General features: G+C 72.2%; 26 protein-coding genes and 1 pseudogene. 19 read left to right on the top strand and 8 right to left on the bottom strand.

Going from position 1 to position 24,108, the window contains the following annotated elements; genetic code table 11:
* Nucleotides 1-239: 239 nt before the first annotated feature.
* The 7 genes from ACWGIG_RS19980 to ACWGIG_RS19950 all read left to right on the top strand — a co-directional run bounded on the left by ACWGIG_RS19980 (nt 240) and on the right by ACWGIG_RS19950 (nt 6,448).
* Nucleotides 240-1,121: a HipA family kinase gene (locus ACWGIG_RS19980; protein ID WP_453322953.1), complete on the top strand. Its 882-nt coding sequence runs from the start codon at nt 240-242 to the stop codon at nt 1,119-1,121.
* A gap of 32 nt (nt 1,122-1,153) precedes the next feature.
* A complete protein-coding gene (locus ACWGIG_RS19975; protein ID WP_453322956.1) occupies nt 1,154-1,555 on the top strand; it encodes a DUF3037 domain-containing protein in 402 nt (133 codons plus the stop codon).
* A gap of 157 nt (nt 1,556-1,712) precedes the next feature.
* Nucleotides 1,713-2,474 carry a 3-oxoacyl-ACP reductase FabG gene (fabG, locus tag ACWGIG_RS19970; protein WP_453322952.1) on the top strand — a complete coding sequence of 254 codons (762 nt, stop codon included), beginning with the start codon at nt 1,713-1,715 and terminating at the stop codon, nt 2,472-2,474.
* Nucleotides 2,475-2,499: 25 nt separating this feature from the next.
* A complete protein-coding gene (locus ACWGIG_RS19965) occupies nt 2,500-3,291 on the top strand; it encodes an SDR family oxidoreductase (RefSeq protein ID WP_453322951.1) in 792 nt (263 codons plus the stop codon).
* Nucleotides 3,292-3,426: 135 nt separating this feature from the next.
* On the top strand, nt 3,427-5,016 hold the full coding sequence (locus ACWGIG_RS19960; protein ID WP_453322950.1) for an ABC transporter substrate-binding protein: 1,590 nt from the start codon (nt 3,427-3,429) through the stop codon (nt 5,014-5,016).
* A gap of 67 nt (nt 5,017-5,083) precedes the next feature.
* On the top strand, nt 5,084-5,767 hold the full coding sequence (gene ung / locus ACWGIG_RS19955; RefSeq protein ID WP_398417821.1) for a uracil-DNA glycosylase: 684 nt from the start codon (nt 5,084-5,086) through the stop codon (nt 5,765-5,767).
* 267 nt (nt 5,768-6,034) lie between these two features.
* Nucleotides 6,035-6,448: a hypothetical protein gene (locus tag ACWGIG_RS19950; protein WP_453322955.1), complete on the top strand. Its 414-nt coding sequence runs from the start codon at nt 6,035-6,037 to the stop codon at nt 6,446-6,448.
* 28 nt (nt 6,449-6,476) lie between these two features.
* Here ACWGIG_RS19950 and ACWGIG_RS19945 read toward each other — a convergent pair whose 3' ends face one another.
* The gene (locus ACWGIG_RS19945) at nt 6,477-6,983 is read right to left on the bottom strand and encodes a hypothetical protein (RefSeq protein WP_453322949.1); all 507 of its coding nucleotides are present in this window, start codon (nt 6,981-6,983) and stop codon (nt 6,477-6,479) included.
* Between the two features lie 135 nt (nt 6,984-7,118).
* Nucleotides 7,119-7,754, bottom strand: coding sequence for a TetR/AcrR family transcriptional regulator (locus ACWGIG_RS19940; protein WP_453322948.1), 636 nt, complete (start codon nt 7,752-7,754; stop codon nt 7,119-7,121).
* An 80-nt stretch (nt 7,755-7,834) separates the two neighbouring features.
* Here ACWGIG_RS19940 and ACWGIG_RS19935 point away from each other — a divergent pair, with 80 nt between their 5' ends.
* Together ACWGIG_RS19935 and ACWGIG_RS19930 are read left to right on the top strand one after the other, a co-directional pair.
* Entirely contained in the window at nt 7,835-9,052 is a 1,218-nt protein-coding gene (locus tag ACWGIG_RS19935; protein ID WP_453322947.1) for an FAD-dependent monooxygenase, read from the top strand.
* A 20-nt stretch (nt 9,053-9,072) separates the two neighbouring features.
* Nucleotides 9,073-9,978, top strand: a complete 906-nt coding sequence (locus ACWGIG_RS19930; RefSeq protein ID WP_453322946.1) for a Gfo/Idh/MocA family protein — start codon at nt 9,073-9,075, stop codon at nt 9,976-9,978.
* Here ACWGIG_RS19930 and lnt read toward each other — a convergent pair.
* Nucleotides 9,863-11,491, bottom strand: coding sequence for an apolipoprotein N-acyltransferase (lnt, locus tag ACWGIG_RS19925; RefSeq protein ID WP_453322945.1), 1,629 nt, complete (start codon nt 11,489-11,491; stop codon nt 9,863-9,865). The genes ACWGIG_RS19930 and lnt overlap by 116 nt on opposite strands.
* Nucleotides 11,492-11,577: 86 nt before the next feature.
* A complete protein-coding gene (locus tag ACWGIG_RS19920) occupies nt 11,578-12,054 on the bottom strand; it encodes a nuclear transport factor 2 family protein (protein WP_453322944.1) in 477 nt (158 codons plus the stop codon).
* A 147-nt stretch (nt 12,055-12,201) separates the two neighbouring features.
* Between ACWGIG_RS19920 and ACWGIG_RS19915 the strand changes: the two genes are divergently transcribed.
* A complete protein-coding gene (locus ACWGIG_RS19915) occupies nt 12,202-13,158 on the top strand; it encodes a S8 family serine peptidase (protein ID WP_453322943.1) in 957 nt (318 codons plus the stop codon).
* 226 nt (nt 13,159-13,384) lie between these two features.
* On the opposite strand, the gene ACWGIG_RS19910 is transcribed toward ACWGIG_RS19915, so the two are convergent.
* Nucleotides 13,385-14,269 carry an undecaprenyl-diphosphate phosphatase gene (locus ACWGIG_RS19910; RefSeq protein ID WP_453322942.1) on the bottom strand — a complete coding sequence of 295 codons (885 nt, stop codon included), beginning with the start codon at nt 14,267-14,269 and terminating at the stop codon, nt 13,385-13,387.
* Nucleotides 14,270-14,598: 329 nt separating this feature from the next.
* Nucleotides 14,599-15,318: pseudogene (locus ACWGIG_RS19905) on the bottom strand (TVP38/TMEM64 family protein); the annotation flags it as partial.
* A gap of 49 nt (nt 15,319-15,367) precedes the next feature.
* Here ACWGIG_RS19905 and ACWGIG_RS19900 point away from each other — a divergent pair.
* From ACWGIG_RS19900 to ACWGIG_RS19885, 4 genes are all read left to right on the top strand, one after another.
* On the top strand, nt 15,368-16,138 hold the full coding sequence (locus tag ACWGIG_RS19900; protein WP_453322941.1) for a DNA alkylation repair protein: 771 nt from the start codon (nt 15,368-15,370) through the stop codon (nt 16,136-16,138).
* Between the two features lie 87 nt (nt 16,139-16,225).
* Entirely contained in the window at nt 16,226-16,384 is a 159-nt protein-coding gene (locus tag ACWGIG_RS19895) for a hypothetical protein (RefSeq protein ID WP_453322940.1), read from the top strand.
* Between the two features lie 100 nt (nt 16,385-16,484).
* A complete protein-coding gene (gene tuf / locus ACWGIG_RS19890; RefSeq protein ID WP_453322939.1) occupies nt 16,485-17,654 on the top strand; it encodes an elongation factor Tu in 1,170 nt (389 codons plus the stop codon).
* A gap of 120 nt (nt 17,655-17,774) precedes the next feature.
* Nucleotides 17,775-18,623 carry a spermidine synthase gene (locus ACWGIG_RS19885; protein WP_453322938.1) on the top strand — a complete coding sequence of 283 codons (849 nt, stop codon included), beginning with the start codon at nt 17,775-17,777 and terminating at the stop codon, nt 18,621-18,623.
* Here the strand turns inward: ACWGIG_RS19885 and ACWGIG_RS19880 are convergent.
* Together ACWGIG_RS19880 and ACWGIG_RS19875 are read right to left on the bottom strand one after the other, a co-directional pair.
* On the bottom strand, nt 18,585-19,952 hold the full coding sequence (locus ACWGIG_RS19880) for an MFS transporter (RefSeq protein ID WP_453322937.1): 1,368 nt from the start codon (nt 19,950-19,952) through the stop codon (nt 18,585-18,587). The two genes, ACWGIG_RS19885 and ACWGIG_RS19880, sit on opposite strands and share 39 nt — an antisense overlap.
* A gap of 66 nt (nt 19,953-20,018) precedes the next feature.
* Nucleotides 20,019-21,140, bottom strand: coding sequence for a hypothetical protein (locus tag ACWGIG_RS19875; RefSeq protein WP_453322936.1), 1,122 nt, complete (start codon nt 21,138-21,140; stop codon nt 20,019-20,021).
* A 132-nt stretch (nt 21,141-21,272) separates the two neighbouring features.
* Here ACWGIG_RS19875 and ACWGIG_RS19870 point away from each other — a divergent pair, with 132 nt between their 5' ends.
* From ACWGIG_RS19870 to ACWGIG_RS19850, 5 genes are all read left to right on the top strand, one after another.
* Nucleotides 21,273-21,713, top strand: coding sequence for a DUF4442 domain-containing protein (locus tag ACWGIG_RS19870; RefSeq protein ID WP_453322954.1), 441 nt, complete (start codon nt 21,273-21,275; stop codon nt 21,711-21,713).
* A 120-nt stretch (nt 21,714-21,833) separates the two neighbouring features.
* Nucleotides 21,834-21,998 (top strand): hypothetical protein, encoded by a 165-nt coding sequence (locus tag ACWGIG_RS19865; protein WP_453322935.1) that lies wholly within the window; start codon nt 21,834-21,836, stop codon nt 21,996-21,998.
* 98 nt (nt 21,999-22,096) lie between these two features.
* Complete coding sequence (locus ACWGIG_RS19860) at nt 22,097-22,789, top strand: DedA family protein (RefSeq protein WP_453322934.1); 693 nt, start codon at nt 22,097-22,099, stop codon at nt 22,787-22,789.
* 245 nt (nt 22,790-23,034) lie between these two features.
* Nucleotides 23,035-23,598, top strand: coding sequence for a gamma carbonic anhydrase family protein (locus ACWGIG_RS19855; protein WP_453322933.1), 564 nt, complete (start codon nt 23,035-23,037; stop codon nt 23,596-23,598).
* A 180-nt stretch (nt 23,599-23,778) separates the two neighbouring features.
* Nucleotides 23,779-24,009 carry a hypothetical protein gene (locus tag ACWGIG_RS19850; RefSeq protein WP_453322932.1) on the top strand — a complete coding sequence of 77 codons (231 nt, stop codon included), beginning with the start codon at nt 23,779-23,781 and terminating at the stop codon, nt 24,007-24,009.
* The last annotated feature ends 99 nt before the right edge of the window (nt 24,010-24,108 follow it).

Raw genomic sequence — 24,108 nt, 5'->3', positions numbered from 1 at the left:
GGCCTGCGCAGGCCCTCCAGGGGTCCGGCGCAGGCCTGCTGATCAGAGCATGCAGTCTCGTGCTCCTGCCTGCTCCGGTGGCCGCCGTCGGACCGCCGGTCAGCTCCGGGGAACCGGCGGAAGTCTGAGCCCGCCCCTGCCCCGGCGCGCGAGGGGCCCTCCGGGTGGACGGGGCGGAGCGCCGATGCTCGGCACTGCTCTGTGGATGTGCAGGATGAGGTGCCGTATAGCCTGGGAAAATGCTGACCGAAGTCATCGCGACCCGCTACGTCACGCCCCTGCGTGAGGGCGGCTCGCTCCCCGGAATCGTCGAGGCCGACGATCTCGGTACGTACGTCATGAAATTCACCGGGGCCGGACAGGGCCGCAAGACCCTGGTGGCCGAGGTCGTCTGCGGCGAGCTCGGCCGCCGGCTCGGGCTGCGGGTGCCGCGCCTGGTCGCCATGGAGCTCGACCCGGTCATCGGACTCGGCGAGCCGGACCAGGAGGTGCAGGAGCTGCTCAAGGCGAGCGGGGGACTGAACCTCGGGATGGACTTCCTGCCGGGCTCCCTCGGCTTCGACCCGCTCGCCTACGAGGTGGGTCCGGCTGAGGCGGGGCGGGTGGTCTGGTTCGACGCACTGATCAACAACGTCGACCGGTCCTGGCGCAACCCCAACATGATGGTCTGGCACGGCGACCTGTGGCTCATCGACCACGGCGCCACCATGATCTGGCAGCATAACTGGCCCACCGCGCAGACCGCTGCGGCCAAGCCTTACAACGCCTCCGACCACGCGCTGGCCCGCTTCGAGCCGGACGTGCAGGCCGCCGCGCGCGAGCTGGCCCCGCTGGTCACCCAGGAACTGCTCACCGAGGTCGTCGCCCAGGTGCCCGACGTGTGGCTGGCCGGCGAGCCCGGCTTCGACGACCCGGACGCGCTGCGCCGCGCCTACGTGGACGCACTGCTGCCGCGCGCCGCGACCATCCACGAGCGGATCACCCTCGAAGCGCCGACCGGGGACCGGCCCTCGCAGGCGCCCGGCTGGCTGACCGAGCACGTCAAGCCGTGGCCGCACCCGACGAAGGCACAGACGCAGCAGGCGCAGGCGCAGGCGCAGCAGGACGGTGGCGGCAAGTGAGCGAGCAGCAGCAGTCCGCCGGTGCCGGCGCGGTGAGCGGGTCCGGCGGCGCCGTCCAGCGCCACGTCTTCGAGTACGCCCTGGTGCGCGTCGTGCCCCGGGTCGAGCGCGGCGAGATGTTCAACGCCGGGGTGATGGTCTACTGCCGGGCCAAGTCGTACGCGGCTGCGCTCACGCACCTCGACGAGGCCAAGCTCCTGGCGCTGGACCCGCAGGCCGACGTGGTCGGCGTACGGGCCGCGCTGCGGGCCGTCGAGGGCCTCTGCGGGGGCGGCGAAGCGGCGGGCCAGGCGGCGGGCGACGACCCCGGGCGGCGGTTCCGGTGGCTGAGCGCGCCGCGGTCCGCCGTCGTGCAACCGGGTCCTGTGCACACCGGACTGACGGCCGATCCGCAGGCGGAACTGGCGCGGCTGCTCGATGTACTGGTGCGCTGAGGCGCGGGGGAAGCCGTGTGACCTTCGTCGGGGATCCGGGCGGCCGTTGACACCGGGTGCCATGGCTTCTAGCGTCACGTCTGCTGAGTCCTACTAAGCGGTTGCTCAGCGACGAGCGGCCCCCCGGGGCCGGTTCCCAAGGGCGAGGAGAACCAGCATGTCCACCACCGAGCAGCGCGTGGCGATCGTGACCGGGGCGGCGCGCGGCATTGGCGCCGCCACCGCACTGCGGCTCGCGGCCGAGGGCCGCGCCGTCGCCGTACTCGACCTCGACGAGGCGGCCTGCAAGGACACCGTCGAGAAGATCACCGCGGCCGGCGGCCGGGCACTCGCCGTCGGCTGCGACGTCTCCGACGAGGCCCAGGTGGCTGCCGCCGTCGACCGCGTCGCCACCGAGCTGGGCGCGCCCACGATCCTCGTCAACAACGCGGGCGTACTGCGCGACAACCTGCTGTTCAAGATGAGCGAACTGGACTGGGACACCGTCATGGGCGTCCACCTCAAGGGCGCCTTCCTGATGTCGCGCGCCTGCCAGAAGCACATGGTGGACGCGAAGTTCGGCCGCATCGTCAACCTGTCGTCCAGCTCGGCGCTCGGCAACCGCGGCCAGGCCAACTACGCCACCGCCAAGGCCGGCCTCCAGGGCTTCACCAAGACCCTCGCCAAGGAGCTCGGCAAGTTCGGCGTCACCGCCAACGCCGTCGCCCCCGGCTTCATCGTCACCGAGATGACCGCGCAGACCGCCGCGCGCGTCGGCATGGGCTTCGAGGACTTCCAGGCCGCAGCCGCCACCCAGATCCCCGTGCAGCGCGTCGGCAGGCCCGAGGACATCGCCCACGCCATCGCCTTCTTCACCGGCGACGACGCGGGCTTCGTCTCCGGGCAGGTCATGTACGTCGCCGGTGGACCCCTCAACTGACCTGCCGCACCAAGGGACTGAGCTCATGACTGAAGCAGTGCAGGACAGTGGCGTGCAGGACGGCGGAGTGCGGGACAGCGGCAAGGTCGCGCTGATCACCGGCGCCAGCCGGGGCATCGGCTACGGCATCGCGGAGGCGCTCGTCGCCCGCGGCGACCGGGTGTGCATCACGGGCCGGAACGAGGACGCCCTCAAGGAAGCGGTCGAGAGGCTCGGCGCCGACCGGGTGATCGGCGTCGCGGGCAAGGCGCACGACGAGGCCCACCAGGCCGTCGCCGTCGAGCGGACGATGGAGGCCTTCGGCCGGGTCGACTTCCTGGTCAACAACGCCGGTACGAACCCGGTGTTCGGCCCGATGGCCGAGATGGACCTGAACGTCGCCCGCAAGGTCTTCGAGACCAACGTCATCTCGGCGCTCGGCTTCGCCCAGCAGACCTGGAAGGCCTGGCAGAGCGGCAACGGCGGCGCGATCGTCAACATCGCTTCGGTGGCCGGGGTTTCGGCCTCGCCCTTCATCGGGGCGTACGGCATGAGCAAGGCGGCCATGATCAACCTCACGCTCCAACTGGCGCACGAGTTCGCCCCGCTGGTGCGGGTCAACGCGATCGCGCCCGCGGTGGTGAAGACCAAGTTCGCCCAGGCGCTGTACGAGGGCCGGGAGGCGGAGGCGGCAGCGGCGTACCCGATGGGGCGGCTCGGCGTACCGGCGGACATCGGCGGCGCCGCCGCGTTCCTCACCTCGGAACAGTCGGACTGGATCACCGGGCAGACCCTCGTCGTGGACGGCGGCATCTTCCTCAACGCAGGGGTGCAGTGACGCCGCAGGCCTGAGATCACCGGCCGACGGAATCAATCGTTCCGAAACGGTGACCGGCCCGTCGGTCAACTCCCTTGATCCGGCGGGCCGTTGCGGTATGGTCTGCCGACCCACGGCTGATCGAGGAGCGTGCACGTGTTTGACCGGACCAGGAGTCTGCGGGCTGCCGCAGCCCTCACGTCCATATCCCTGCTGGCTGGTTGCGGGGTGTTGTCCGAGGACAGTTCCGATGCGGAGAACAAGCTGACCGTCGGAACGACCAGCAAGCCGAGCACGCTCGACCCGGCGGGCGCCTGGGACGGCTCCTGGGAGCTGTACCGCAACGTCTTCCAGACGCTGCTGAGCTACCCGACGGGCAGCACCGTGCCCACCGAGGACGCGGCGCAGGAATGCGGCTTCGACGACAGCGCCCACCGCGTCTACACCTGCACCCTCAAACCGGGGCTGACCTTCTCCGACGGCACGAAGCTCGACGCCGCCGCGGTCCGGCACTCGATCGAGCGCATCCTCAGGATCAAGGCGGACGGCGGGCCCGACGGACTGCTCAGCAGCCTCCAGAAGGTCGAGGCCCAGGGGCCGGGCAAGGTCGTCTTCCGCCTCAACAAGCCCGACGCGACCTTCCCGTTCGTCCTCGCCACCCCCGGCATGTCGCTGGTGAGTCCGGCCGCGTACCCGGCGGACCGGCTGCGCAGCGGCAACTCCCTCACCGGCTCCGGCCCCTACCACCTCCAGGCGTACCGCCCCGAGGGAGCGGACTCGGGGGCGGACCTGGTGCGCAACCCGTCGTACAAGGGCTTCGCCGACCGGAAGAACGACGCCGTCACCATCCGCTACTTCGACGACTCCGCGAAGATGGTCAAGGAGCTCAAGGAGAAGCAGATCGACGCGACCTTCCGCGGCCTGACCGCGGAACAGATCGTCGGCCTCCAGGGACAGCAGGGCCGCGGACCCGTCAAGGTGACCGAGTCGCCCGGCTCGGAGATCCACTACCTGGTCTTCAACCCGAAGGACCGGAACGCGGCCAATCCGGCCGTCCGGAAGGCCGTCGCCCAGCTCGTGGACCGGGCGGCCCTCGTCGACAAGGTCTTCAAGGGCACGTCGGAGCCCCTCTATTCGATGGTGCCGAGCGGCATCGCAGGACACACCACCGACTTCTTCGACACGTACGGCGAGCCCGACGCGGCTGCGGCGAAGCAGATCCTGCGCAGGGCGGGCATCACCCGTCCGGTGTCGCTGGCCTTCTGGTACCCCACCGACCGGTACGGCTCGGCGACCGCGCTGGAGTTCGCGGAGCTCAAGCGGCAGCTGGAGGCTTCCGGGCTGTTCCGGATCACCCTCAAAGGCGTCCCCTGGGGCGAATTCCAGAAGGGCGTGCAGAAGGGCGACTACCCGGTCTTCGGCCGCGGCTGGGCGCCGGACTACCCGGACCCCGACAGCTTCGTCTCGCCCTTCGTCGGCGAGCGGAACGCGATCTCCACGCCCTACGTCGTACCCGAGATCACCGGGGACCTGCTGCCGAAGTCCCGCCGCGAGAACGACCGGGCCCGGGCGGCCGACCACTTCGTGAAGGCCCAGGAGGTCCTGATGCGCGACGTACGGCTGCTGCCGCTGTGGCAGGGAAAGATGTACGTCGCCGCGTCCGAGGACATCGGCGGCACCGAGCGGGCGCTGGACCCGCAGACCGTGATGCAGGTGTGGGAGCTGTTCCGCAAGACCAGCTGGTAGCGGCGTTGTCAGTGGCGGCCGGTAGGTTCATTTGCAGAGAACGGATCTTTCACCGGAGGTTGTTGACGTGACCGACACCCAGATGCTGCCCGAGTCCTGGCGCGGGGTCCTCGGCGAGGAATTGGAGAAGCCCTACTTCAAGGAGCTCGTGGAGTTCGTCGAGGACGAGCGGGCGAAGGGGCCGGTCTACCCGCCGCGCGACGAGGTCTTCGCCGCCCTCGCCGCCACCCCGTACGACAAGGTGAAGGTCCTGGTCCTCGGCCAGGACCCCTACCACGGCGAGGGCCAGGGGCACGGCCTGTGCTTCTCGGTGCGGCCCGGCGTGAAGACGCCTCCCTCCCTGCGCAACATCTACAAGGAGATGAACGCCGAACTGGGCACCCCGGTCCCGGACAACGGCTATCTGATGCCGTGGGCCGAGCAGGGCGTGCTGCTGCTCAACGCGGTGCTGACCGTCCGCAAGGGCGAGGCCAACTCGCACAAGGGCAAGGGCTGGGAGAAGTTCACCGACGCGGTGATCCGCGCGGTCGCCGCACGCCCCGACCCGGCGGTCTTCGTCCTCTGGGGGAACTACGCCCAGAAGAAGCTCCCGCTGATCGACACCGAGCGGCACGCCGTGGTCAAGGGCGCGCACCCCTCGCCGCTGTCCGCGAAGAAGTGGTTCGGCTCGCAGCCCTTCACCCAGATCAACGCGGCGGTCGCGGAGCAGGGCCACGAGGCGATCGACTGGACCGTGCCGAACCTGGGCTGAGCCTGAGCGCGATCGCGGCTGCCTGCGGCTAGCGTCACTGGGACCAGTGAGTACGCACGCGAGTGCGCGCGTACGCGAGTACGGGGTTCAGCGGAGGCCGCAGTGGTGGAGCAGCAGGGTGCGTCGGGGGACGCGGATGCGGGTGGGCCGGGTGGGCCAGGTGACGCTGGTGTGCCGGGGGGAGCGCCGGCGGGGGTGGGCGCGGGAGCTTCGGCGGGCGCGGAAGTGCCGGGGGATGCCGTGACGACCCGGATCGGGCAGACGGCGATGCTGCTCCACGCCGGTGACCGGCAGGAGGCGCGCAGCCGGTTCGGCGTGCTCTGGGAGGAGCTCGGACTGTCCGGCGACGCCAGGCACCGGTGCCTGCTGGCGCACTACATGGCGGACGCGCAGGACGACCCCCGCGACGAACTGCTCTGGGACCTGCGGGCGTTGGCCGCCGCCGACGGCCGGGACGGCGGGGCCGGGCGGGGCGTGGGGGTGCCGGGGGAACTGCTCGGCTTCCACCCCACGCTCCACCTCAACCTCGCCGCCGACTACGTGAAGCTCGGGCGCCCGGAAGCGGCCCGCATCCACCTGCGCCGGGCGAAGGCCCTCTGCGACGCACTCGCCGACGACGGGTACGGGGCAGGGGTCCGGGCGGCGGTCGGCCGACTGGAGACGCGGCTCGCGGGGGAGTGAGCGCCGCTCCGGGTGCGGCCCTCCCGCGTCAACCTCCGTACGTTTCCCGGCAGATGCGGGCCTCGGGGCTGTTCGGGCGCCAGCCGCCGTAGCCCTTGCCGAGCGCGCAGACGTCGGCGGCCGAGGTCGGGACCTTGGGCAGTGCGGGCAGCGGGTCCTTCTTCCGGTGCGGTGCCCGGTGGCGGTGCGGCGGTTCCGGTTCCGGTACGGCGGCCCGGCGGTCGGGCCGCTCGGCCCGGGGCGGCTGAGGCTGCGGGGCCCGGGTGGCGCCCTGCTCCCCGGCGGGCTCGGCCTTGGGCGCCGGCGCCCGCGCGGAAGGCGGCATGGCCGCTTCCAGCACCTCGTGCACGGGGGCCTCGATGAGCTGTTCCGGCTGCCCGCCGTCCCCGACCAGGTGGGGCAGCGGGGGGTGCTGCGGGGCGGGGGACTGCTGGTGGGCCGCGGGCTTCCCCGCCGGTCCCGAGGGGGTGGACACGCAGCCGGAGACGGCCGTCACGGCCACCCCCACCAGGAGCGTCGCGGCGGTTCTCGTCACGGTTCTTGTTCGGTGCACCCGCGCAACTCTGCTGATCGGGAACCCTCCGGGGGAAGCCGGGAGGCCGATATTGCCCCGCACGAGTGAAGCGCCGGTTCGCTGCTTACGCGGCCTCCCGGTCCACCTCCGCCGCGACTAGGCCTCCGGCCCGAGCATCCCCCGCAGCAACTCGCCGAATCCCGTCCGCAGCTCCTCCTCGCTGGGCACCGCCGAGTGGTAGGAGCCCGCCGCGCACGAGTACATCAGCCCCTCCACCCACGCGATCAGCGACAGCGCGTGCCGCTGCGGCGCCTTCGACCCGGCCGCCGTCATCATCGCCACCAGCGGCTCCCGGAACCGGGCCCGTCCCGCCGCGTCGTAGAACTCCCGCAGCTCCGGCCGCCGGGTCGCTTCGAGCCCCAGCTCGTAACGGGCCACGAGCATGTCGCGGTGCTCGGTCAGATGCCGGTGCAGCACCCCCGCGAGCACGTCGAGCAGGTCTTCGAGGCTCGCGCCGGGGCCTGGCAGCGCGCCGAGCCCGAGCGCACGCGCCTCCAGTACGGCGAGGCGCTGCACCGCCGCCTCCAGGAGTGCCTGGCGGGTGCGCGCGTAGTTGGAGGTCGAGCCCTGCGGCAGCCCGGCCGTCTCGTCCACGGCCCGGTGGGTGAGCCCGCGCATGCCCCGCTCGACCAGGAGCTTCAGGGCGGCGTCGGCGATCAGTTCCGAGCGGGGGGCAGCGGGGGCGGGAGCGGCCGGGGCAGAGGCTGCGGAGGAGGGAGTGGGTGCGGTCATAGGGTCAATCTACCGCCCGGACTACATCTGTAGTAGCCTGGCGATGTCACTACGGGTGTAGTTTCCGAGGAGGGGTTCTCATGTCCCAGCAGGCTCAGCACCGCGCGGTCGTCGTCGGAAGCGGAATCGGAGGCCTCACCGCCGCCCTCGCCCTGCACCGGCGCGGCTGGCAGGTCACCGTCCTGGAGCGGGCCGCCGCCCTTGAGCCGGTCGGCGCCGGCATCGGCCTCGCCCCCAACGCGCTGCGCGCTCTGGACGTCGTCGGCCTCGGCGCATCGATCCGCGACCTCGCCGCCTGGCAGGGCGAGGGCGGCATGCGCGCACCCGGTGGCCGCTGGCTGTCCCGTACGGACAGCTCGGCGGCCGTCGAGCGGTTCGGCGATCCCCTGGTGCTGGTCCACCGCGCCACCCTGGTCGACGTCCTCTCCGCCCCGCTGCCCGAGGGCACGATCCGTACCGGCACGGCCGCCGAGCTGGTCGACCCGGGCGTCGTGGACGGCCGGCCCGCCGTCGTCCGTACGCCCGACGGCGACATCGAGGCCGAACTCGTCGTCGGTGCGGACGGCATCAGGTCCGGGGTGCGGGGCGCCCTGTATCCCGAGCACCCCGGCGCCGCCTATGCCGGATTCACCACCTGGCGCGTCGTCGTGCCCGCCCCCGCCGAGCCCTTCGCGCCGCACGAGACCTGGGGCCGCGGCCGGCTGTGGGGCACCCAGCCGCTCAAGGACGGCCGGGTCTACGCGTACGCGGCAGCCGCCGCCCCCGCCGGAGGGCACAGCGCCGACGGCGAGAAGGCGGAACTCCTGCGCAGGTACGGCGACTGGCACCACCCCGTCCCGGAGATCGTCGCCGCAGCCACCGAGGACCAGGTCCTGCGCCACGACGTGCACCACATGACCACCCCCCTCCCCGCCTACCACCGGGGCCGCACCGTCCTCATCGGTGACGCCGCCCACGCCATGTGCCCCACCATGGGCCAGGGCGGCAACCAGGCCATCGAGGACGGCATCGTCCTCGCCCACCACGCCGCACCCGGCACCGGACTCGGCCCCGCCCTCGCCGCCTACAGCGCCGACCGGCTGCCCCGGACCATGGGCATCGTCAACAGGTCCGCGAAGGTGGCGAAGCTGATGATGCTGAGCAGCACCCCCGCGGTGGCGCTGCGGGACGGTCTGATGACGCTGGCCCGCTTCGGCCCCGGCCTCGCCCTGCGCACCTTCGACGGGATCGCCGACTGGCGCCCACCGCAGCGCACGTATGCTGCCCGGACACCGGTTCACCAGGCACAACAGGCATAGCGCTACAGAGGGAGACCCCCGTGAAGGTCGGCGTCATCGGGCTCGGAGACATCGCGCAGAAGGCGTACCTGCCGGTCTTCGCCACCCTGCCGGAGACCGAACTGCACCTCCAGACCCGCACCCCCGCCAACCTGGCGCGGGTCGCGGCGGCCCACCGGATCCCGGCCGGACGGACCCACACCACGCTCGACGGGCTCCTCGCCCAGGGGCTGGACGCGGCATTCGTGCACGCGTCGACGGTCGCCCACCCCGAGATCGTCACCCGGCTGATCGAGGCGGGCGTCCCCACGTACGTCGACAAGCCCCTCGCCTACGAACTGGCCGACTCCGTACGGCTGGTGGAGCTCGCCGAGCAGCGCGGCGTCTCCCTCGCCGTCGGCTTCAACCGGCGCCTGGCGCCCGGCTACGCGCAGTGCGTCGAGCACCCGCGCGAGCTGATCCTGATGCAGAAGAACCGGGTCGGCCTGCCCGAGGACCCGCGCACCCTCGTCCTCGACGACTTCATCCACGTCGTCGACACGCTGCGCTTCCTCGCCCCCGGCGAGATCGACCACGTCGACGTCCGCGCCCGGATCGTCGACGGACTGATGCACCACGTCGTACTCCAGCTCTCCGGCGACGGCTTCACCGCGATCGGCACCATGAACCGGCTCTCGGGCTCCACGGAGGAGATCCTCGAAGTGTCGGGCCAGGACACCAAGCGGCAGGTCGTCAACCTCGCCGAGGTCATCGACCACAAGGGCCAGCCGAGCGTCCGCCGCCGCGGCGACTGGGTGCCCGTCGCCCGCCAGCGCGGCATCGAGCAGGTCGTCACCGGCTTCCTCGACGCCGTACGAGCGGGGAAGGTGCTCGACGCGCGGGACGCACTGGCCACCCACGAGCTGTGCGAGCGGGTGGTACGGACGGCTCTGGAGCAGGCTTCCTGAGGCTGCGCACCCCCTCCGCCGCGAGCAGCAGGGCCAGTACGGCCAGTGCCAGGTGGACGGCCCAGTCGCCGTACTTCGCGTACGGAGTGAGGCCGGCCGCCAGCGGTACGTCGTACACGGCGGCGGTGCTCAGCCCGGTCCCCAGCGGGGCGCCGAGCCGGGCGCCGTCGGGCCCGTACACGCTGCTCACCCCGGTGAGGGTGGCGTGCACCACGGGCCGCCCGGTCTCGGCGGCCCGCAGTGCGGCCAGTGAGGCGTGCTGCGCGGGCGCCCAGCTCTCCTGGAACGTCGAGGTCGCGGACTGCGCGATCAGCAACTGCGCCCCCTCCCTCGCCAGGTGGCGGCTCATGTCGGGGAAAGCGGACTCGAAGCACACCAGCGGTCCGAGCCGCAGTCCGTTCGGCAGCGGCATCACCACCGGGCCGCTGCCGCGTATCCGGTCCTCGCCCGCCGCCTTGCCCACCGAGGTCGCCCAGCCGAGCAGGGCGCGCGCCGGAACGTACTCGCCGAACGGCACCAGCCGCATCTTGTCGTAGCGCGCCCCCGTCGGCCCCTGCGGCCCCACCAGCACGGACGACTTGAAGATGCCGGCCCGGTCGGAGCGTCTGGCATCCACATTCACGAGAACGTCCGCGCCGACGAGACGGGACAGCGCGGCGATCCGAGCGGCCACGTCCGGGCGGGCCGGCAGGTCCTCGCCGACGCTGCTCTCGCCCCACACCACCAGGTCCACGCGCTGCCCGGCCAGCGTCCGCGTCAGCTCCTCGCCGCGCGCGAGCCGCTGCTCGGTGGAGCCGATGCCGTCGAAGACACCGGGCTGTACGACGGCGACGCGCGCGGTGTGCGCGCGCTCGGGGCGCGGCGCCCACAGCCACGCCGCCCCGGCAGCCAGCGCGACGGCGAGAACGGCCGACACGGCCGCGACACGTGCGTACGGCAGCGTCAAAAGCACCACGACGGCGGTGTTCACCGCGACGACCAGCAGACTCACCAGCCACACCCCGCCCAGCGAGGCCAGCCGCAGCGCGGCGGTGACGTCCCACTGCGAGGAACCGAGCAGACCCCAGGGGCCGCCCAACCCCTCCCAGGAGCGGGCGAGTTCGACCATCAGCCAGCCGGAAGGCAGCACGGCCACGGCGGCGAGCGCACGGGGCGCGGTCGGACGGCCCCCGAGCAGGGCCCGCACCAGCCACCCCCACGGCAGCCACAGCAGACCCAGCAGCGCCGCCAGCACGAAGATGAACACATGCAGGCTCGGCATCAGCCAGTGGTGCACCGCCAGGACGAACCCGAGCCCGCCGAGCCACCCGTCCAGCGCGGCCCGCCGTCCGGTCGGCGCCGAGCGGATCAGCAGCATCCACGGCACCAGGGCGACGTACGCGAACCACCACAGGCCGGGCGCGGGAAAGACGAACACGGGCAGCGCCCCGGCCAGGACCGCGGCCGTGCCGCGCCACCACGCAGAGTCGAGCAGGCGCCCCGGCCCACCGGACAGCACCCAGTGCCTCGGCATCCCGCGCCTCCTCACCACCGAAGTGATGCTCCCAGTGTGGGGGAGGGGAAGGACGGGGGACAGTGGGCGTCGGGCCCGGGCCCGCCCTACTCCTGGCCGGTGTGCCGCCACTTCTCGTGCACGGTCACCCGGCGCACCCGCCAGGACCCGTCGTCGGAGCGCAGCAGGCTGAAGGTGTAACGGCCGCCGGTGACGAAGTTCGGGGGGCCGGCGACGCCGTTGGCCTCACCCGCGCGCTCCAGCCGCATCGGATTGAGATAGTCCGCCCGGAGCTCGGCGCTGTCACCCGTGTACCCGTTGAGGTCTTCGAGCTCCAGACGCCGGTTGACGATCAGGTGCTGGCGTACGGGGAACAGCAGCAGCATCTCGGCGAGCCACCCGGCGACCTCGTGCGCGGGGCCCTCGATGCCGCCCGCCGAGCGGTAGTCGGCGCGGCCGTCCGGGGTGAACAGGGCCTGGTACGCCGTCCAGTCGGCGTCGTCGACGGCCACGGCGTACCCGGTGATCACCGCATCGATGGCCAGCCGGTCCATTACGGTCGCGAGCTCCACACGCTGGGTCATCGGCTCAGTCTCGGGCAGCGGGGGCGCGCCGCCAAGGGCCCGTGGGTCACGAGTGTTCGCCGTGCGACCGGACTCCGGCACTCCTACGATCGGCCAAAACGTCCTCATTCATCTTTTGTCGGTCACTCGTGAGGTGCTCACATGGGTATGCGTCGTACGACTTCCGTCCTGCTGGCGACCGCCGTCGCTTCGACCGCCCTGGTCACCGGATGCGGCGAAGAGGAGAAGACCGACCCGATGCGCGGCCAGCAGTGGGCGCTGGACGCGATCGAGCTGCCGGACGCGTGGGGGACGTCGAACGGCGACAAGACGGTCATCGCCGTCGTCGACACCGGGGTGGACCGTCAGCACCCCGACCTCAAGGACCGGCTCGTCGACGGCCACGACTTCGTCGACAACGACGACGACCCCACCGACCAGAACGGCCACGGCACCCATGTCTCCGGCATCGCCGCCGCGGCGACCGACAACGGCATCGGCATCGCGGGCGGCGCCCCCGGCGCGAAGATCATGCCGGTACGGGTGCTGGGCGCGGACGGCAGCGGCAGCGACGCCAACATCACCAAGGGCATCGTCTGGGCCGCCCAGCACGGCGCCGACGTCATCAACCTCTCGCTCGGCGAGTCCGGCCTGATGGCCCGGCTGCTCAAGGGCGGCGTCCTCAACCCGGCGATCGCGGCGGCCCACGCGAAGGGCGCGGTCGTCGTCGCGGCGGCCGGGAACGACGGCACGGCCCTCCAGCCGTACAAGCCGAAGACCCCGGTCCTGGTGGTCGGCGCCAGCGGTCCGGCGGACAAGCCGGCGGACTTCTCCAACTTCGGTGCGCAGCAGGCGGTGAGCGCGCCGGGCGTGAAGATCCTCTCGACGCTGCCGACGTACGCGACGAAGGAGACCGAGAAGAACAGGTCGGGGTACGGGACGCTGGACGGGACGTCGATGGCGGCGCCGTACGTGTCGGCGGTGGCGGCACTCCTGCACTCGCAGGGACGGACGCCGGACCAGGTGATGGCGGCGATCCGGACCACGGCCCGGAACCCGGACAAGCTGCCGAAGCTGGGGCTGGGGATCGTGGACGCGGGTGCGGCGGTGGCGACGAAGAAGTAGGTGGGTCGGTCGCGCGGGCGGGGCTCCGCCCAGGGGCCGGGCAGTCAGGTGCGCGGGGAACTGCGCGACCAGCCACGACGCACCCGCACGACGACCACCCCTCGACGCATCCGCACGACGACCACCCCCCGACGCACCCGCACGACGACCACCCCTCGACGCATCCGCACGACGACCACTCCGCGACGCACCCGCACGTACGACCCACCCGCCCCCGCCGGAGGCCTCAGTCCCCCGCCGACTCCCCCGCGTGCGGGCTCAGCACATCGGTGCCGACCAGGACGAACAGCAGGACGCCGAGCGCGATCCGGTAGTACACGAACGGCATGAAGCTCCGCGACGAGATGAACCGCATGAACCACGCGATGACCGCGTACCCCACCCCGAAGGCGATCACCGTGGCGAAGACCGTCGGCCCCCACGACACATGCCCCTCACCCACGTCCTTCAGCTCGTACGCACCCGAGGCCAGTACCGCCGGAATCGCCAGCAGGAACGAGTACCGGGCCGCCGACTCGCGCGTGTAGCCCATCAGCAGGCCGCCGCTGATGGTCGCGCCGGAGCGGGAGACGCCCGGGATCAGGGCCAGCGCCTGGCAGCAGCCGTAGATCAGACCGTCCTTGATCCCCAGGTCCTTGAGGGTCTTGCGGTGGTTGCCCGCCTGGTGGCGCCCCGCGCCCGTGTTCGCCTCCGCGCGCGCCGCCAGCCGGTCCGCGATGCCGAGTACGACACCCATCACGATCAGCGTGGTGGCGATCAGCCGCAGATCCCGGAAAGGACCCTCGATCTGGTCCTTGAGCGTCACCCCGAGAACGCCGATCGGGATCGAGCCGACGATCACCAGCCAGCCCATCTGCGCGTCGTGGTCACCGCGCATCGACTTGTCGCGCAGCGAGCGGAACCACGCGGAGAGGATCGTCGCGATGTCCTTGCGGAAGTAGATCAGGACCGCGGTCTCCGTGCCGATCTGGGTGATCGCGGTGAAGGCGGCCCCCGGGTCGTGCCACCCCGCGAAGGCGGCCGTCAGGCGCAGATGGGCGCTCGACGAGACGGGCAGGAACTCGGTCAGGCCCTGGACCAGACCGAGGACGAACGATTCGAACCAGCTCATAGGGGGCGGCGCCGTCCAGGGTGTGCGCGCAGCGCTGCGCCGCGCGGAGGGTGGGGTGAGTGGTGCGCAGCGTACCCGCGGGAGATGGCCGGAAGGTGTTCAGCGAGCGACGGGCGTGGCTCGCTGCCCCGACCAGAAGTTCACTTGTTCGAGAGGGGGAGCGCGGCGGCCTTCACCAGGGAAGGCGTCTTCACCAGGGAGGGCGCCTTGACCAGAGAGGGCGCCTTCAGCAGGGAAGGGGCCTTCGCCGGGGAAGTGACCTTCACCAACGAGTGCGCCCGCACCGGCGAGCACGCCTCCTCCGCCGTCGCGGCACCGGACTCCTGCCCCGCCGAGCGGCCGATCGAGTGGCGCTTGCACCACGCCACCACCACGCCGGCGATGCTCGTCACCACGATGAAACCCGTCGAGATCATGAACGCCGGGGACGTCGGCGACTTCGCCTCGCTGCCCGCTATGACGTACGCCAGGGTGTTGGGGACGGAGCCGAGCCCGGTCGCCGTCAGGAACGAGAAGTACCGCATCCGCGACACCGCCGCGCAGTAGTTCGCGGCGGCGAAAGGCACCCCGGGGAACAGCCGGATCGCCAGCATCGACCGGAAGCCGTGCCTGCTCAGCACCCCGTCGGCCGCCAGCAGCACCCGCCCCCGCAGCATCGGACGCAGCGCGTCCTGGCCGAGCAGCCTGCCCAGCGCGAAGGAGATGCCGGCGCCCAGCACCGTGCCGCCGATCGACGTGGTGAGGCCGAGGGCGGTGCCGAACAGCGCGCCCGCCGCCAGGTTGAGGATCGGCCGCGGTACGAAAGCCACCGTGCACAGCCCGTACGCCACCCCGAACAGCACCGCCGCCGTGAACCCGCCCAGCTGGGGTGGCCAGCCGTCGGCCAGCATCTTCTGCGGTTCGTACAGCAGGACCGCCGTGGCCGCCGACGCCAGCACGACAGCGAGCAGGGCGAGCCGTGACCAGGGCGACATGAGTGCCCTGGCGCAGCGCACCGTACGCGGTGTTTCCGTGCGGGCGGCCGTGGCCCGGGTGGCTTGGTCGAACATCCGGGGAGACTAACCGACATCCGTGTGTGATCGCCGTAATGTGCACCGCATGACCCGATTGACCCGGACGGCTGACAGCGGCGGACCCGGCCCCTCCGGGACACCCGCCGGCCCTCCCGGCGCCCTTGCCGCCGGCCCTTCCAGCGCCCTCGCCGACACTGTCCTGGCGCGGCTCACCACCGTGTACCCCAAGGCGGCGGACCCCGTACGGGCCGAACAGGCCGCCGCGTACATGAAGCACGTCGCCCCCTTCCTCGGCATCCGCTCCCCGGAGCGCCGCGCGCTCTCCCGCACTGTGCTCGACGGCACACCGCGCCCCGACGAGGCGGACTGCTCGGCGATCGCGCTGCGCTGCTGGGCGCTGGAGGAGCGCGAGTACCACTACTTCGCCGTCGACCACCTGCGCCGGTACGCCGGACGTCTGTCCTCGGGCTTCCTGCCCGTGGCCCGGCAGCTGATCACCACCGTCCCCTGGTGGGACACCGTCGACCTGCTCGCCGCACACGTCGTCGGGCCGCTGGTCACCGCCGACCCGGAGCTGAGGTCCGTCATGGACGAGTGGATCGGCGACGACGACCTGTGGGTCGTGCGCACCGCGCTCCTCCACCAGCTCCGCCACAAGGACGCCACCGACTCCGCCCGGCTCTTCGCGTACTGCCTGCGCCGGGCCGGTCACCCCGACTTCTTCATCCGCAAGGCCATCGGCTGGTGCCTGCGCGAGTACGCGAAGACGGACCCGGCGGCCGTACGGGACTTCGTCGCCGCGCACCGGGACGTACTGTCCCCGCTGTCCGCGCGCGAGGCACTCAAGAACCTCTGAGCCGGACAACTCCGCTGCGCACGGCGGAGGACGGGCGCGGCGGAAAATGATTCGACCGTGACGGGTGCGCAGGGCAGGATCAAGCGCATGTTCCGGTATGCCTTCCTCGCAGCACGGCCCGCAGTCGCGGCCGCGCCGAAGGCTGCCGCCACGGGACTCCTCACCGAGCCCGCCACCGAACACCTCGCACTGTTCTTCCCCGCAGCAGCAGCTGCCGCAGCGCCCTTCGACGGCGCCCGAAGCTGACCCTTCCCGGATCGTCCGGCGGACCCCACAGGGGGAGGGTCGGCCGGACCAAGGGGGTCTCCACACGCTTCGCAGCACTCCGCAGAGGAAAGATTCAGCCATGCCCAAGACGGCATACGTCCGCACCAAGCCGCACCTCAACATCGGCACCATGGGCCACGTCGACCACGGCAAGACCACCCTGACCGCCGCCATCACCAAGGTCCTCGCCGACCGCGGCACCGGCACCTTCGTGCCCTTCGACCGGATCGACCGTGCCCCGGAGGAGGCCGAGCGCGGCATCACCATCAACATCAGCCACGTCGAGTACGAGACCGACACCCGCCACTACGCCCACGTCGACATGCCAGGACACGCCGACTACGTCAAGAACATGGTCACCGGAGCCGCCCAGCTGGACGGCGCGATCCTCGTCGTCTCCGCGCTCGACGGCATCATGCCGCAGACCGCAGAGCACGTCCTGCTGGCCCGCCAGGTCGGCGTCGACCACATCGTCGTCGCCCTCAACAAGGCCGACGCGGGCGACGACGAGCTCACCGACCTGGTCGAGCTGGAGGTCCGCGAGCTGCTCTCCGCACACGGCTACGGCGGCGACGCGGCCCCGGTGGTCCGCGTCTCCGGCCTCAAGGCCCTCGCGGGCGAGCCGCGTTGGGTCGCGGCCATCGAGGCGCTGCTCGACGCCGTCGACACGTACGTGCCGATGCCCGAGCGGTACGTCGACGCGCCGTTCCTCCTCCCCGTGGAGAACGTCCTCACCATCACCGGGCGCGGCACCGTCGTCACCGGGGCAGTCGAGCGCGGCACCGTCCGGGTCGGCGACCGGGTGGAGGTGCTCGGCGCGGACACCGAGACGGTGGTGACCGGTCTGGAGACCTTCGGGAAGCCGATGGAGTCCGCCGAGGCCGGGGACAACGTCGCGCTGCTGCTGCGCGGGCTGCCGCGCGACGCGGTGCGCCGCGGGCACGTGGTCGCTGCGCCGGGCAGCGTGACGCCGAGGCGCCGCTTCCGGGCGCAGGTGTACGTGCTGTCCACGCGTGAGGGCGGGCGCAGTACGGCGGTGGCCACCGGCTACCGGCCGCAGTTCTACATCCGGACCGGCGACGTCGTCGGTGACGTCGACCTCGGCGAGGCGGGCGTGGCCCGGCCGGGCGACACGGTCACCATGACCGTCGAGCTCGGCCGTGACACCCCGCTGGAGCCCGGCCTCGGCTTCGCGATCCGCGAGGGCGGGCGCACGGTCGGCGCGGGCACCGTGACCGAGCTGTTGTAGCGGTCTGCCGGAGCGGCAGGGACAGCGGCAGCGGTACGGGTCGTTCCCCCGCAGTCTCTGTGGGGGAACGACCCCCGGCACGCGGGGAAGCCGCTCCGCCGCCCGGGGCACAATGAGCGGATGAACGAATCCGTACCGGTCGTCCGCGACGTGGACGGCGGCACCGCCAAGCTGATGCCGGACGTCGACCGGCCGCACGCCTGGCTGCTCACGGTCGACGGTGCACCGCAGTCGTACGTCGACCTGGACGAGCCCACGTACCTCGAATTCGAGTACGCGCGCAGGCTCGCCCACGTCGTCGACGGCGCGGCGGAGCCCGGACGGCCGCTCGACGTCGTCCACCTCGGCGGCGGCGGGCTCTCGCTGCCCCGGTACGTCGCCGCCACCCGGCCCGGCTCGCGGCAGGACGTCGTCGAGGCCGACCGGGGGCTCCTCTCCCTCGTCGCCGAGCACCTGCCGCTGCCGGACGGCGGGGCGGGGATCGCGGTGCACGGGCAGGACGGGCGGGCCTGGCTGGAGGCGGCGCCCGCCGACAGCGCCGACGTGCTGATCGCGGACGTCTTCGGCGGATCCCGGGTGCCGGCCGCCTTCACCTCGGCCGGGTACGCGCGCGAGGCCGCCCGTGTGCTGCGCGGCGCGGGGATCTACGCGGCCAATCTCGCCGACGGATCGCCCTTCGACTTCCTGCGGTCCCAACTCGCCACGTTCCGGGCGGAGTTCGCGGAACTGGCGCTGATCGCGGAGCCCGGGGTGCTGCGCGGCCGGCGGTTCGGGAACGCGGTGCTCGTCGCCTCGCAGCAGCCGATCGACACCGCCGCGCTGGCGCGCCGTACGGCGTCGGACGCCTTCCCTGCGCGGGTCGAGCACGGGGCCGCGCTGGTCCGGTTCGTCAGGGGCGCCGCAGCGGTGCCCGACGCGGACGCGGTCGCGTCACCCGAGCCGCCCGCCGGGGCCTTCAGCGTCGGCTGAGGGAGAGGAAGGAGAAGGGGGAGGGGAGGTGACCGGAGCGGGAGCCGGGCCCGGCGCGGCCGGTTCCGTGGCCGTCACCGGGGCCGGTGTGCGGCGGCGAAGATTCCGTACGTCGGGAAGCATCAGTACGGCGGCCGTCAGCAGGACGATCAGCGCGGCGGAGCCCCACAGGGCCTGGGAGCGGCCGAAGGCGGCCTCGGCAGGGCCCGCCAGGGACGTGGCGATCGGGACCATGGCGAGCGAGCCCAGCCAGTCGTAGGCCGAGACCCGGGAGAACTTGTCCTCCGGTATCTCCTGGTGCAGCGCCGTCAGCCAGGAGACGCCGAACACCTCGATGAAGACGCCGGTCGTGAACATCACCGCGATCAGCGCCCAGGCCGGCAGCGGAATCGCCAGCCCCACCGACGGCAGTGCGAGCGGGAAGACGCAGAGCATGCCGGAGAAGAGCAGCCGCTGCGGCTTCCAGCGCATCATCAGGACGGCCCCGCACAGCGTGCCCGCGCCGAATCCGCCCAGTGCCAGGCCCCAGGGGGCCGCGCCGCCCAGATGTTCCTCGGCGACCAGCGGCCCGTACACCGCCTCGGCGGCGGCGATCACCGCGTTGATGACCGAGAACTGCACCACGATCCCCCACAGCCAGGGCCGCGAGGAGAACTCCTGCCAGCCCTCCCGCAGATCGGCCGGCAGGCCGCTGCTCCTGACCCGCTCCGGGACGTGGCTCACGTCGAGGAACGCCCGCATGGCGCCCGCCACCGCGAACGCCGCCGCGTCGACGGCGAGGACCCAGCCAGGACCGACGGCGGCGATCATCGCGCCGCCGAGGGCCGCGCCGCCGATCGAGGCGCCGCTCATCGACATCCGGAACACGGCGAAGGCCCGTCCGGCCTGCTCCCCGCTGACGGTCGACAGCAGCATGCCCTCGGCCGCCGGACCGAAGAACGCCTGCCCGGCGCCGCCGAACCCGGCCAGCAGCATCATCTGCCAGAGCTGCGGGGAGCCGGTGAGCACGAGGACCGCGAAGAGGCCCTGCGAGACGCAGTTGAGGGCGTTGGCGGCGACCATCACCCGGTGCCGCGGCAGCCGGTCGGCCACCGCGCCGCCGATGAGCAGGAACAGGATCAGCGGTACGGTCCTGGCCGCCGCGACCAGTCCCACGTCGCCCGTGGTGCCGCCCGTCGCCAGGACCGCGAAGGACGCCGCGATGAGCGCGCCGTTCGAGCCGAGCGTGGTGACGACGGCGGAGGCCGTGAGCAGCGAGTAGTTGCGGCCGGCCCAGGACGGGCGGCGGCGCGCGGCTGCGGACGGCGGCGGGGCGGCGGGCGGAGTCACTGAGGGACTATCGCCCCCGCCGCCCCGTGTTGCCAAGTCGAACGGGTGTACCCGCTCGCGGGCTGCTCAGCCCGCCAGGCGGACGCTGTTGAGGATCTTGGTGACCAGCGCCTCGGGCACCTCTTCCTTGACGCCCTTGGCGCTGTGCAGGATCCAGGTCTTGAAGTCGCCCGTGCCGTTCTTGAAGCTGAAGGCGTACGCCTTGCCGTCGGTCACGCAGCGGGAGGTCTTCTTCACGCCGACCACGGTCGCCGTCGAGAGGCTGCCCGCGAGGCCGGAGGTCGTGGTGTAGGGCTTCGCCTTCTCCACCTTGACCTTGTCCTTGTCCTTCAGGCCGTAGCCGCCGTACGCCCAGTTGCCCACCTGGCCCTCAGCCACCTCGGCGGTGCTCTTGGCGCCCGTGATGCTGCCGGTGGTGCCCGTCTGGGAGAGGGACGTGCTGTCCGTCTTCCCGTCCACCTGCTCCGTGCACCACTTGTCCTTGAGGGTCGCGGGCGCGGACATGATGGCGATCGTCTTGCCGGCGTTCTCGAAGCCGATGAGGGTGCCGGACGACGACACCGCCCACTCCGGAGGCACGTCGAACATCGAGCCGTGCTTGGTGTTGATGACGACCTTCCAGCCCGGGACGGTCGGCTTGGCGTCGATGCCGGCCCGCGGGTTGCTCGCGCTGCCGCCCGGCGCGGGTGCCGCCGGATCGGAGGCGGGCGGCGCGGACGGCTGCTTCGTGGCGGCGGGCGGCTGGGTGGTCCCGGCGCCGGCCTGCGGGGTCTCGCCGCCCTTGTCCTCCTTGAGGACGAAGACGCCGGTGACCGCGAGGGCGGCGACGACCACCACGCCCGCGACGACCGCGGTGATGACCGTCTTCTTGCGGTTTTCCTGCGGCCCGTTCGGGCCGCCGGGTCCGGGCGGCCCGGGTGGCACGGGGGCGCCGTACTGGCTCTGGTACGGGTTCACGCCGGGCGGCGGTACGGAGCCGGGCGCCGGGTACCCGTAACCCGGTGCGGGAGCGGGCTGCTGGTAGCCGCCGGGCGGCGGCACCGGCGGCTGTCCCGGCGGTGGGGTCATGGGCGGTCCGCCGGCCGGCGGCTGGCCGGGCGGCGGCGTCGTCGGGTACCCCGGCTGCTGGTACGGGTTCTTGTCCTGCGGATTTTGCTCGCCCCCGGGCGGCTGCTGTCCTGGCCACATGACGCGTAACCATAGAGGGGTGGCGACGGCAGGGCCACCGCCGCCCCTGGAGGGACGGTGAAGGGTTCGCGGCGGGGGATGGCCAATCCTACCTACCCATGGGTAACATAACTGAGCATGAGCGCAGATCAGATGTCCGTCGGCGACATGCTCGCCGCCACGGTTCCCATGGCCCGCACGCTGGGCCTGGAGTTCCTGGAGACCACCCCGGAGCGGGCCGTCGTCCGCCTGCCGGACCGGAGCGACTACCACAACCACGTCGGCGGCCCGCACGCCGGAGCGATGTTCACCCTCGCGGAGTCCGCGAGCGGCGCGATCGTGATCGCCGCCTTCGGCGACCAGCTGACGCGGGCCGTGCCGCTCGCCGTCAAGGCCGAGATCGGCTACAAGAAGCTCGCCATGGGCGTGGTCACCGCGACCGCGACCCTCGGCCGCCCGATCGCCGACGTCGTCGAGGAGCTCGACGCCGGTGGGCGCCCGGAGTTCCCCGTCGAGATCGCGATCACCCGTGAAGACGGTGCGGTCACCGGCGAGATGACCGTGGTCTGGACGCTGCGGCCCCACAACAAGTAGCCCCACGGCCCACCAGGGCTCTCGGCAGGGCGGTGTCCACCTCGGCGGAGGCGGAACGCCGCCCTTTCGTGTGCGCCATGGGCTTCTTGTTCCACTCGGGGCGCGGCACCCAAGGAGGGGATGGCCGCGAAGACTCCGGGCTCGCCGGACATGCCGTCGGAGAACCGTTCTCCCGGCGCCGCGCTCTCGCTGAAGACCGCGTCCGCCGGGGGGGGCAACACCCCCGACGGAAAGGTCGGATCCGACCACCCGTGCGACCCCTGGGACGCCGCCGCCACGGTGTGACCAGCGAGGTAGGCTGCCCGGCGTGCGCCGCTCGGGCGCGGGCCGGGCGGCTTCTTTGCCCGTGCGCATGAGATCCCAGTACGACGGAGGAACCGGCTTTGGACGTCCAGCAGTGGCTTGAGACCGTGCCGGCGGTCAGCATCTACATCCTGGTAGGCGTGGTCATCGGGGTGGAGAGCCTCGGCATCCCGCTGCCCGGTGAGATCGTCCTCGTCAGCTCGGCCCTGCTCGCCTCCCAGCACGGCGAGATCAACCCGTACATCCTCGGCGCGTGCGCCGTCGCGGGCGCGATCATCGGAGACTCGATCGGGTACGCGATCGGGCGCAAGGGGGGCCGGCCGCTGCTCGCCTGGATGGGGGCCAAGTTCCCCAAGCACTTCGGCGAGGCGCAGATCGCCATGGCGGAGCGCTCGTTCCAGAAGTGGGGCATGTGGGCGGTCTTCTTCGGCCGCTTCGTCGCCCTGCTGCGGATCTTCGCCGGACCGCTCGCGGGCGTCCTGCGCATGCCGTACTGGAAGTTCCTCATCGCCAACGTGCTGGGCGGCATCCTCTGGGCGGGCGGCACGACGGCCGTCATCTACTCGGTGGGCGTGGTCGCCGAGGCCTGGCTGAAGCGCTTCTCCTGGCTGGGGCTGGTGGCCGCGGTGCTCTTCGGTCTCGCGTCGATGCTGGTGCTGAAGAGCCGGGCGAAGAAGGCCACGGCGAAGATGGAGGCGGAGAAGGAGGCGGAGGCGGCCGGGCAGACCGAACCGGCGACCGCCAAGGAGCCCGTCGGGGTGGCCGCGGACTGACGTCCCGCTGCTTGGACACGCCACACGCCACACTCACTCACGACTTCGCCCCCGCGCCGTACGACGGTGCCGGGGCGTCGTCGATCCACCGCCCGGGGCGTCGTCGATCCGCCGCCCGGAGCGCCGTCGGGCCGTCGCTCCGGCTGCGCACCACCCCGCTCCGCGCCGCCCCCGGCCGGTCGTCTACGGTGCCCGGCAGAACAGCGGCGCGCCGCGCGGCACGAGTACGTACGAAGGGGTACGCCATGACAGAAGCAGCAGCCAGGCCTGGCCAACCGCTGGTGATGGGCGTGGGCGGCAAGCAGCCGCAGCTCTCCCCGGAGGCCTTCGCCGCCCCGACCTCCGTCGTCGTCGGCGAGGTCACCATGGCCGCGGGTGCGAGCGTCTGGTACCACGCGGTGCTGCGCGCCGACTGCGGCCCGATCGTCCTGGGCGCCGACTCCAACATCCAGGACAACTGCACCGTCCACGTCGACCCCGGATTCCCCGTCACCGTCGGGGAGCGCGTCTCGGTCGGCCACAACGCCGTACTGCACGGCTGCACCGTCGAGGACGACGTCCTCGTCGGCATGGGCGCCACCGTCCTCAACGGCGCGGTCATCGGCGCGGGTTCCCTGGTCGCAGCCCAGGCGCTGGTCCCGCAGGGCATGCGGGTGCCGCCGGGCTCGCTCGTCGCCGGCGTACCGGCGAAGGTGCGCCGCGAGCTGACGGAGGAGGAGCGCGAGGGCATCAAGGTCAACGCCCTCATGTACCGCGACCTGGCCGAACAGCACGCCGACGCGGTGGCCCAGGCCCGGTCCCGCGCCTGACGCACCGTCCACAGACCTCTGCCGGCGCCGCCTGCACACTTCTGCCGGCCGCGCGAGCCGAACTGCTGCGACCGGCCGCACTGCGGATCCGAATGGACGTAACCCGGTCGGCCCTGCGATAGGGCGGATGTCACACGGTATGCCTAAGTGCGTCCTGTTTCCTCCTCATCGGGAGATCACATGCGCACCATAGTCGGACGAGCGGTGGCGGCTTCGGCCCTGGCTGTCATCGCCATTGCACCCCTCGCAGGCACCGCCGCGGCGAGCACGGTCGAGCAGACGGCAGCACCGGCGGCGGCAGCCGACCGTTGCTGGCGCCACCACGGGCACGTGTACTGCGACGACGGGCCGTGGCACCACCACCACGGTCTGCTGGACCTGGATGCCGACCTGGATCTGGGTCTGCTCTGACCCGAGCAGCACGGGCCTCATCGCATCACCGGTTTCACAGGTAGTACCGAAAGCGGTGGAGGGCCGTCCGGCGCATCGTCCCAGTGCGCCGTACGGCCC

The sequence above is a fragment of the Streptomyces sp. NPDC054863 genome (genome assembly GCF_053610825.1).
This window is presented reverse-complemented; position numbering and strand designations above follow the sequence as displayed.

Excerpts from the sequence above, each read along its gene's own strand:
- tuf (WP_453322939.1), top strand. The coding sequence starts at position 16,485 with ATGCCCAAGACGGCATACGTCCGCACCAAGCCGCACCTCAACATCGGC.
- ACWGIG_RS19850 (WP_453322932.1), top strand. The coding sequence starts at position 23,779 with ATGCGCACCATAGTCGGACGAGCGGTGGCGGCTTCGGCCCTGGCTGTC.
- lnt (WP_453322945.1), bottom strand. The coding sequence starts at position 11,491 with ATGCCGAGGCACTGGGTGCTGTCCGGTGGGCCGGGGCGCCTGCTCGAC.
- ACWGIG_RS19900 (WP_453322941.1), top strand. The coding sequence starts at position 15,368 with ATGACCCGATTGACCCGGACGGCTGACAGCGGCGGACCCGGCCCCTCC.
- ACWGIG_RS19865 (WP_453322935.1), top strand. The coding sequence starts at position 21,834 with ATGGCCGCGAAGACTCCGGGCTCGCCGGACATGCCGTCGGAGAACCGT.
- ACWGIG_RS19940 (WP_453322948.1), bottom strand. The coding sequence starts at position 7,754 with ATGACCGCACCCACTCCCTCCTCCGCAGCCTCTGCCCCGGCCGCTCCC.
- ACWGIG_RS19935 (WP_453322947.1), top strand. The coding sequence starts at position 7,835 with ATGTCCCAGCAGGCTCAGCACCGCGCGGTCGTCGTCGGAAGCGGAATC.
- ACWGIG_RS19895 (WP_453322940.1), top strand. The coding sequence starts at position 16,226 with ATGTTCCGGTATGCCTTCCTCGCAGCACGGCCCGCAGTCGCGGCCGCG.
- ACWGIG_RS19920 (WP_453322944.1), bottom strand. The coding sequence starts at position 12,054 with ATGACCCAGCGTGTGGAGCTCGCGACCGTAATGGACCGGCTGGCCATC.
- ACWGIG_RS19910 (WP_453322942.1), bottom strand. The coding sequence starts at position 14,269 with ATGAGCTGGTTCGAATCGTTCGTCCTCGGTCTGGTCCAGGGCCTGACC.
- fabG (WP_453322952.1), top strand. The coding sequence starts at position 1,713 with ATGTCCACCACCGAGCAGCGCGTGGCGATCGTGACCGGGGCGGCGCGC.
- ACWGIG_RS19885 (WP_453322938.1), top strand. The coding sequence starts at position 17,775 with ATGAACGAATCCGTACCGGTCGTCCGCGACGTGGACGGCGGCACCGCC.
- ACWGIG_RS19855 (WP_453322933.1), top strand. The coding sequence starts at position 23,035 with ATGACAGAAGCAGCAGCCAGGCCTGGCCAACCGCTGGTGATGGGCGTG.
- ACWGIG_RS19915 (WP_453322943.1), top strand. The coding sequence starts at position 12,202 with ATGCGTCGTACGACTTCCGTCCTGCTGGCGACCGCCGTCGCTTCGACC.
- ACWGIG_RS19870 (WP_453322954.1), top strand. The coding sequence starts at position 21,273 with ATGTCCGTCGGCGACATGCTCGCCGCCACGGTTCCCATGGCCCGCACG.
- ACWGIG_RS19950 (WP_453322955.1), top strand. The coding sequence starts at position 6,035 with ATGCTGCTCCACGCCGGTGACCGGCAGGAGGCGCGCAGCCGGTTCGGC.
- ACWGIG_RS19965 (WP_453322951.1), top strand. The coding sequence starts at position 2,500 with ATGACTGAAGCAGTGCAGGACAGTGGCGTGCAGGACGGCGGAGTGCGG.
- ACWGIG_RS19875 (WP_453322936.1), bottom strand. The coding sequence starts at position 21,140 with ATGTGGCCAGGACAGCAGCCGCCCGGGGGCGAGCAAAATCCGCAGGAC.
- ACWGIG_RS19980 (WP_453322953.1), top strand. The coding sequence starts at position 240 with ATGCTGACCGAAGTCATCGCGACCCGCTACGTCACGCCCCTGCGTGAG.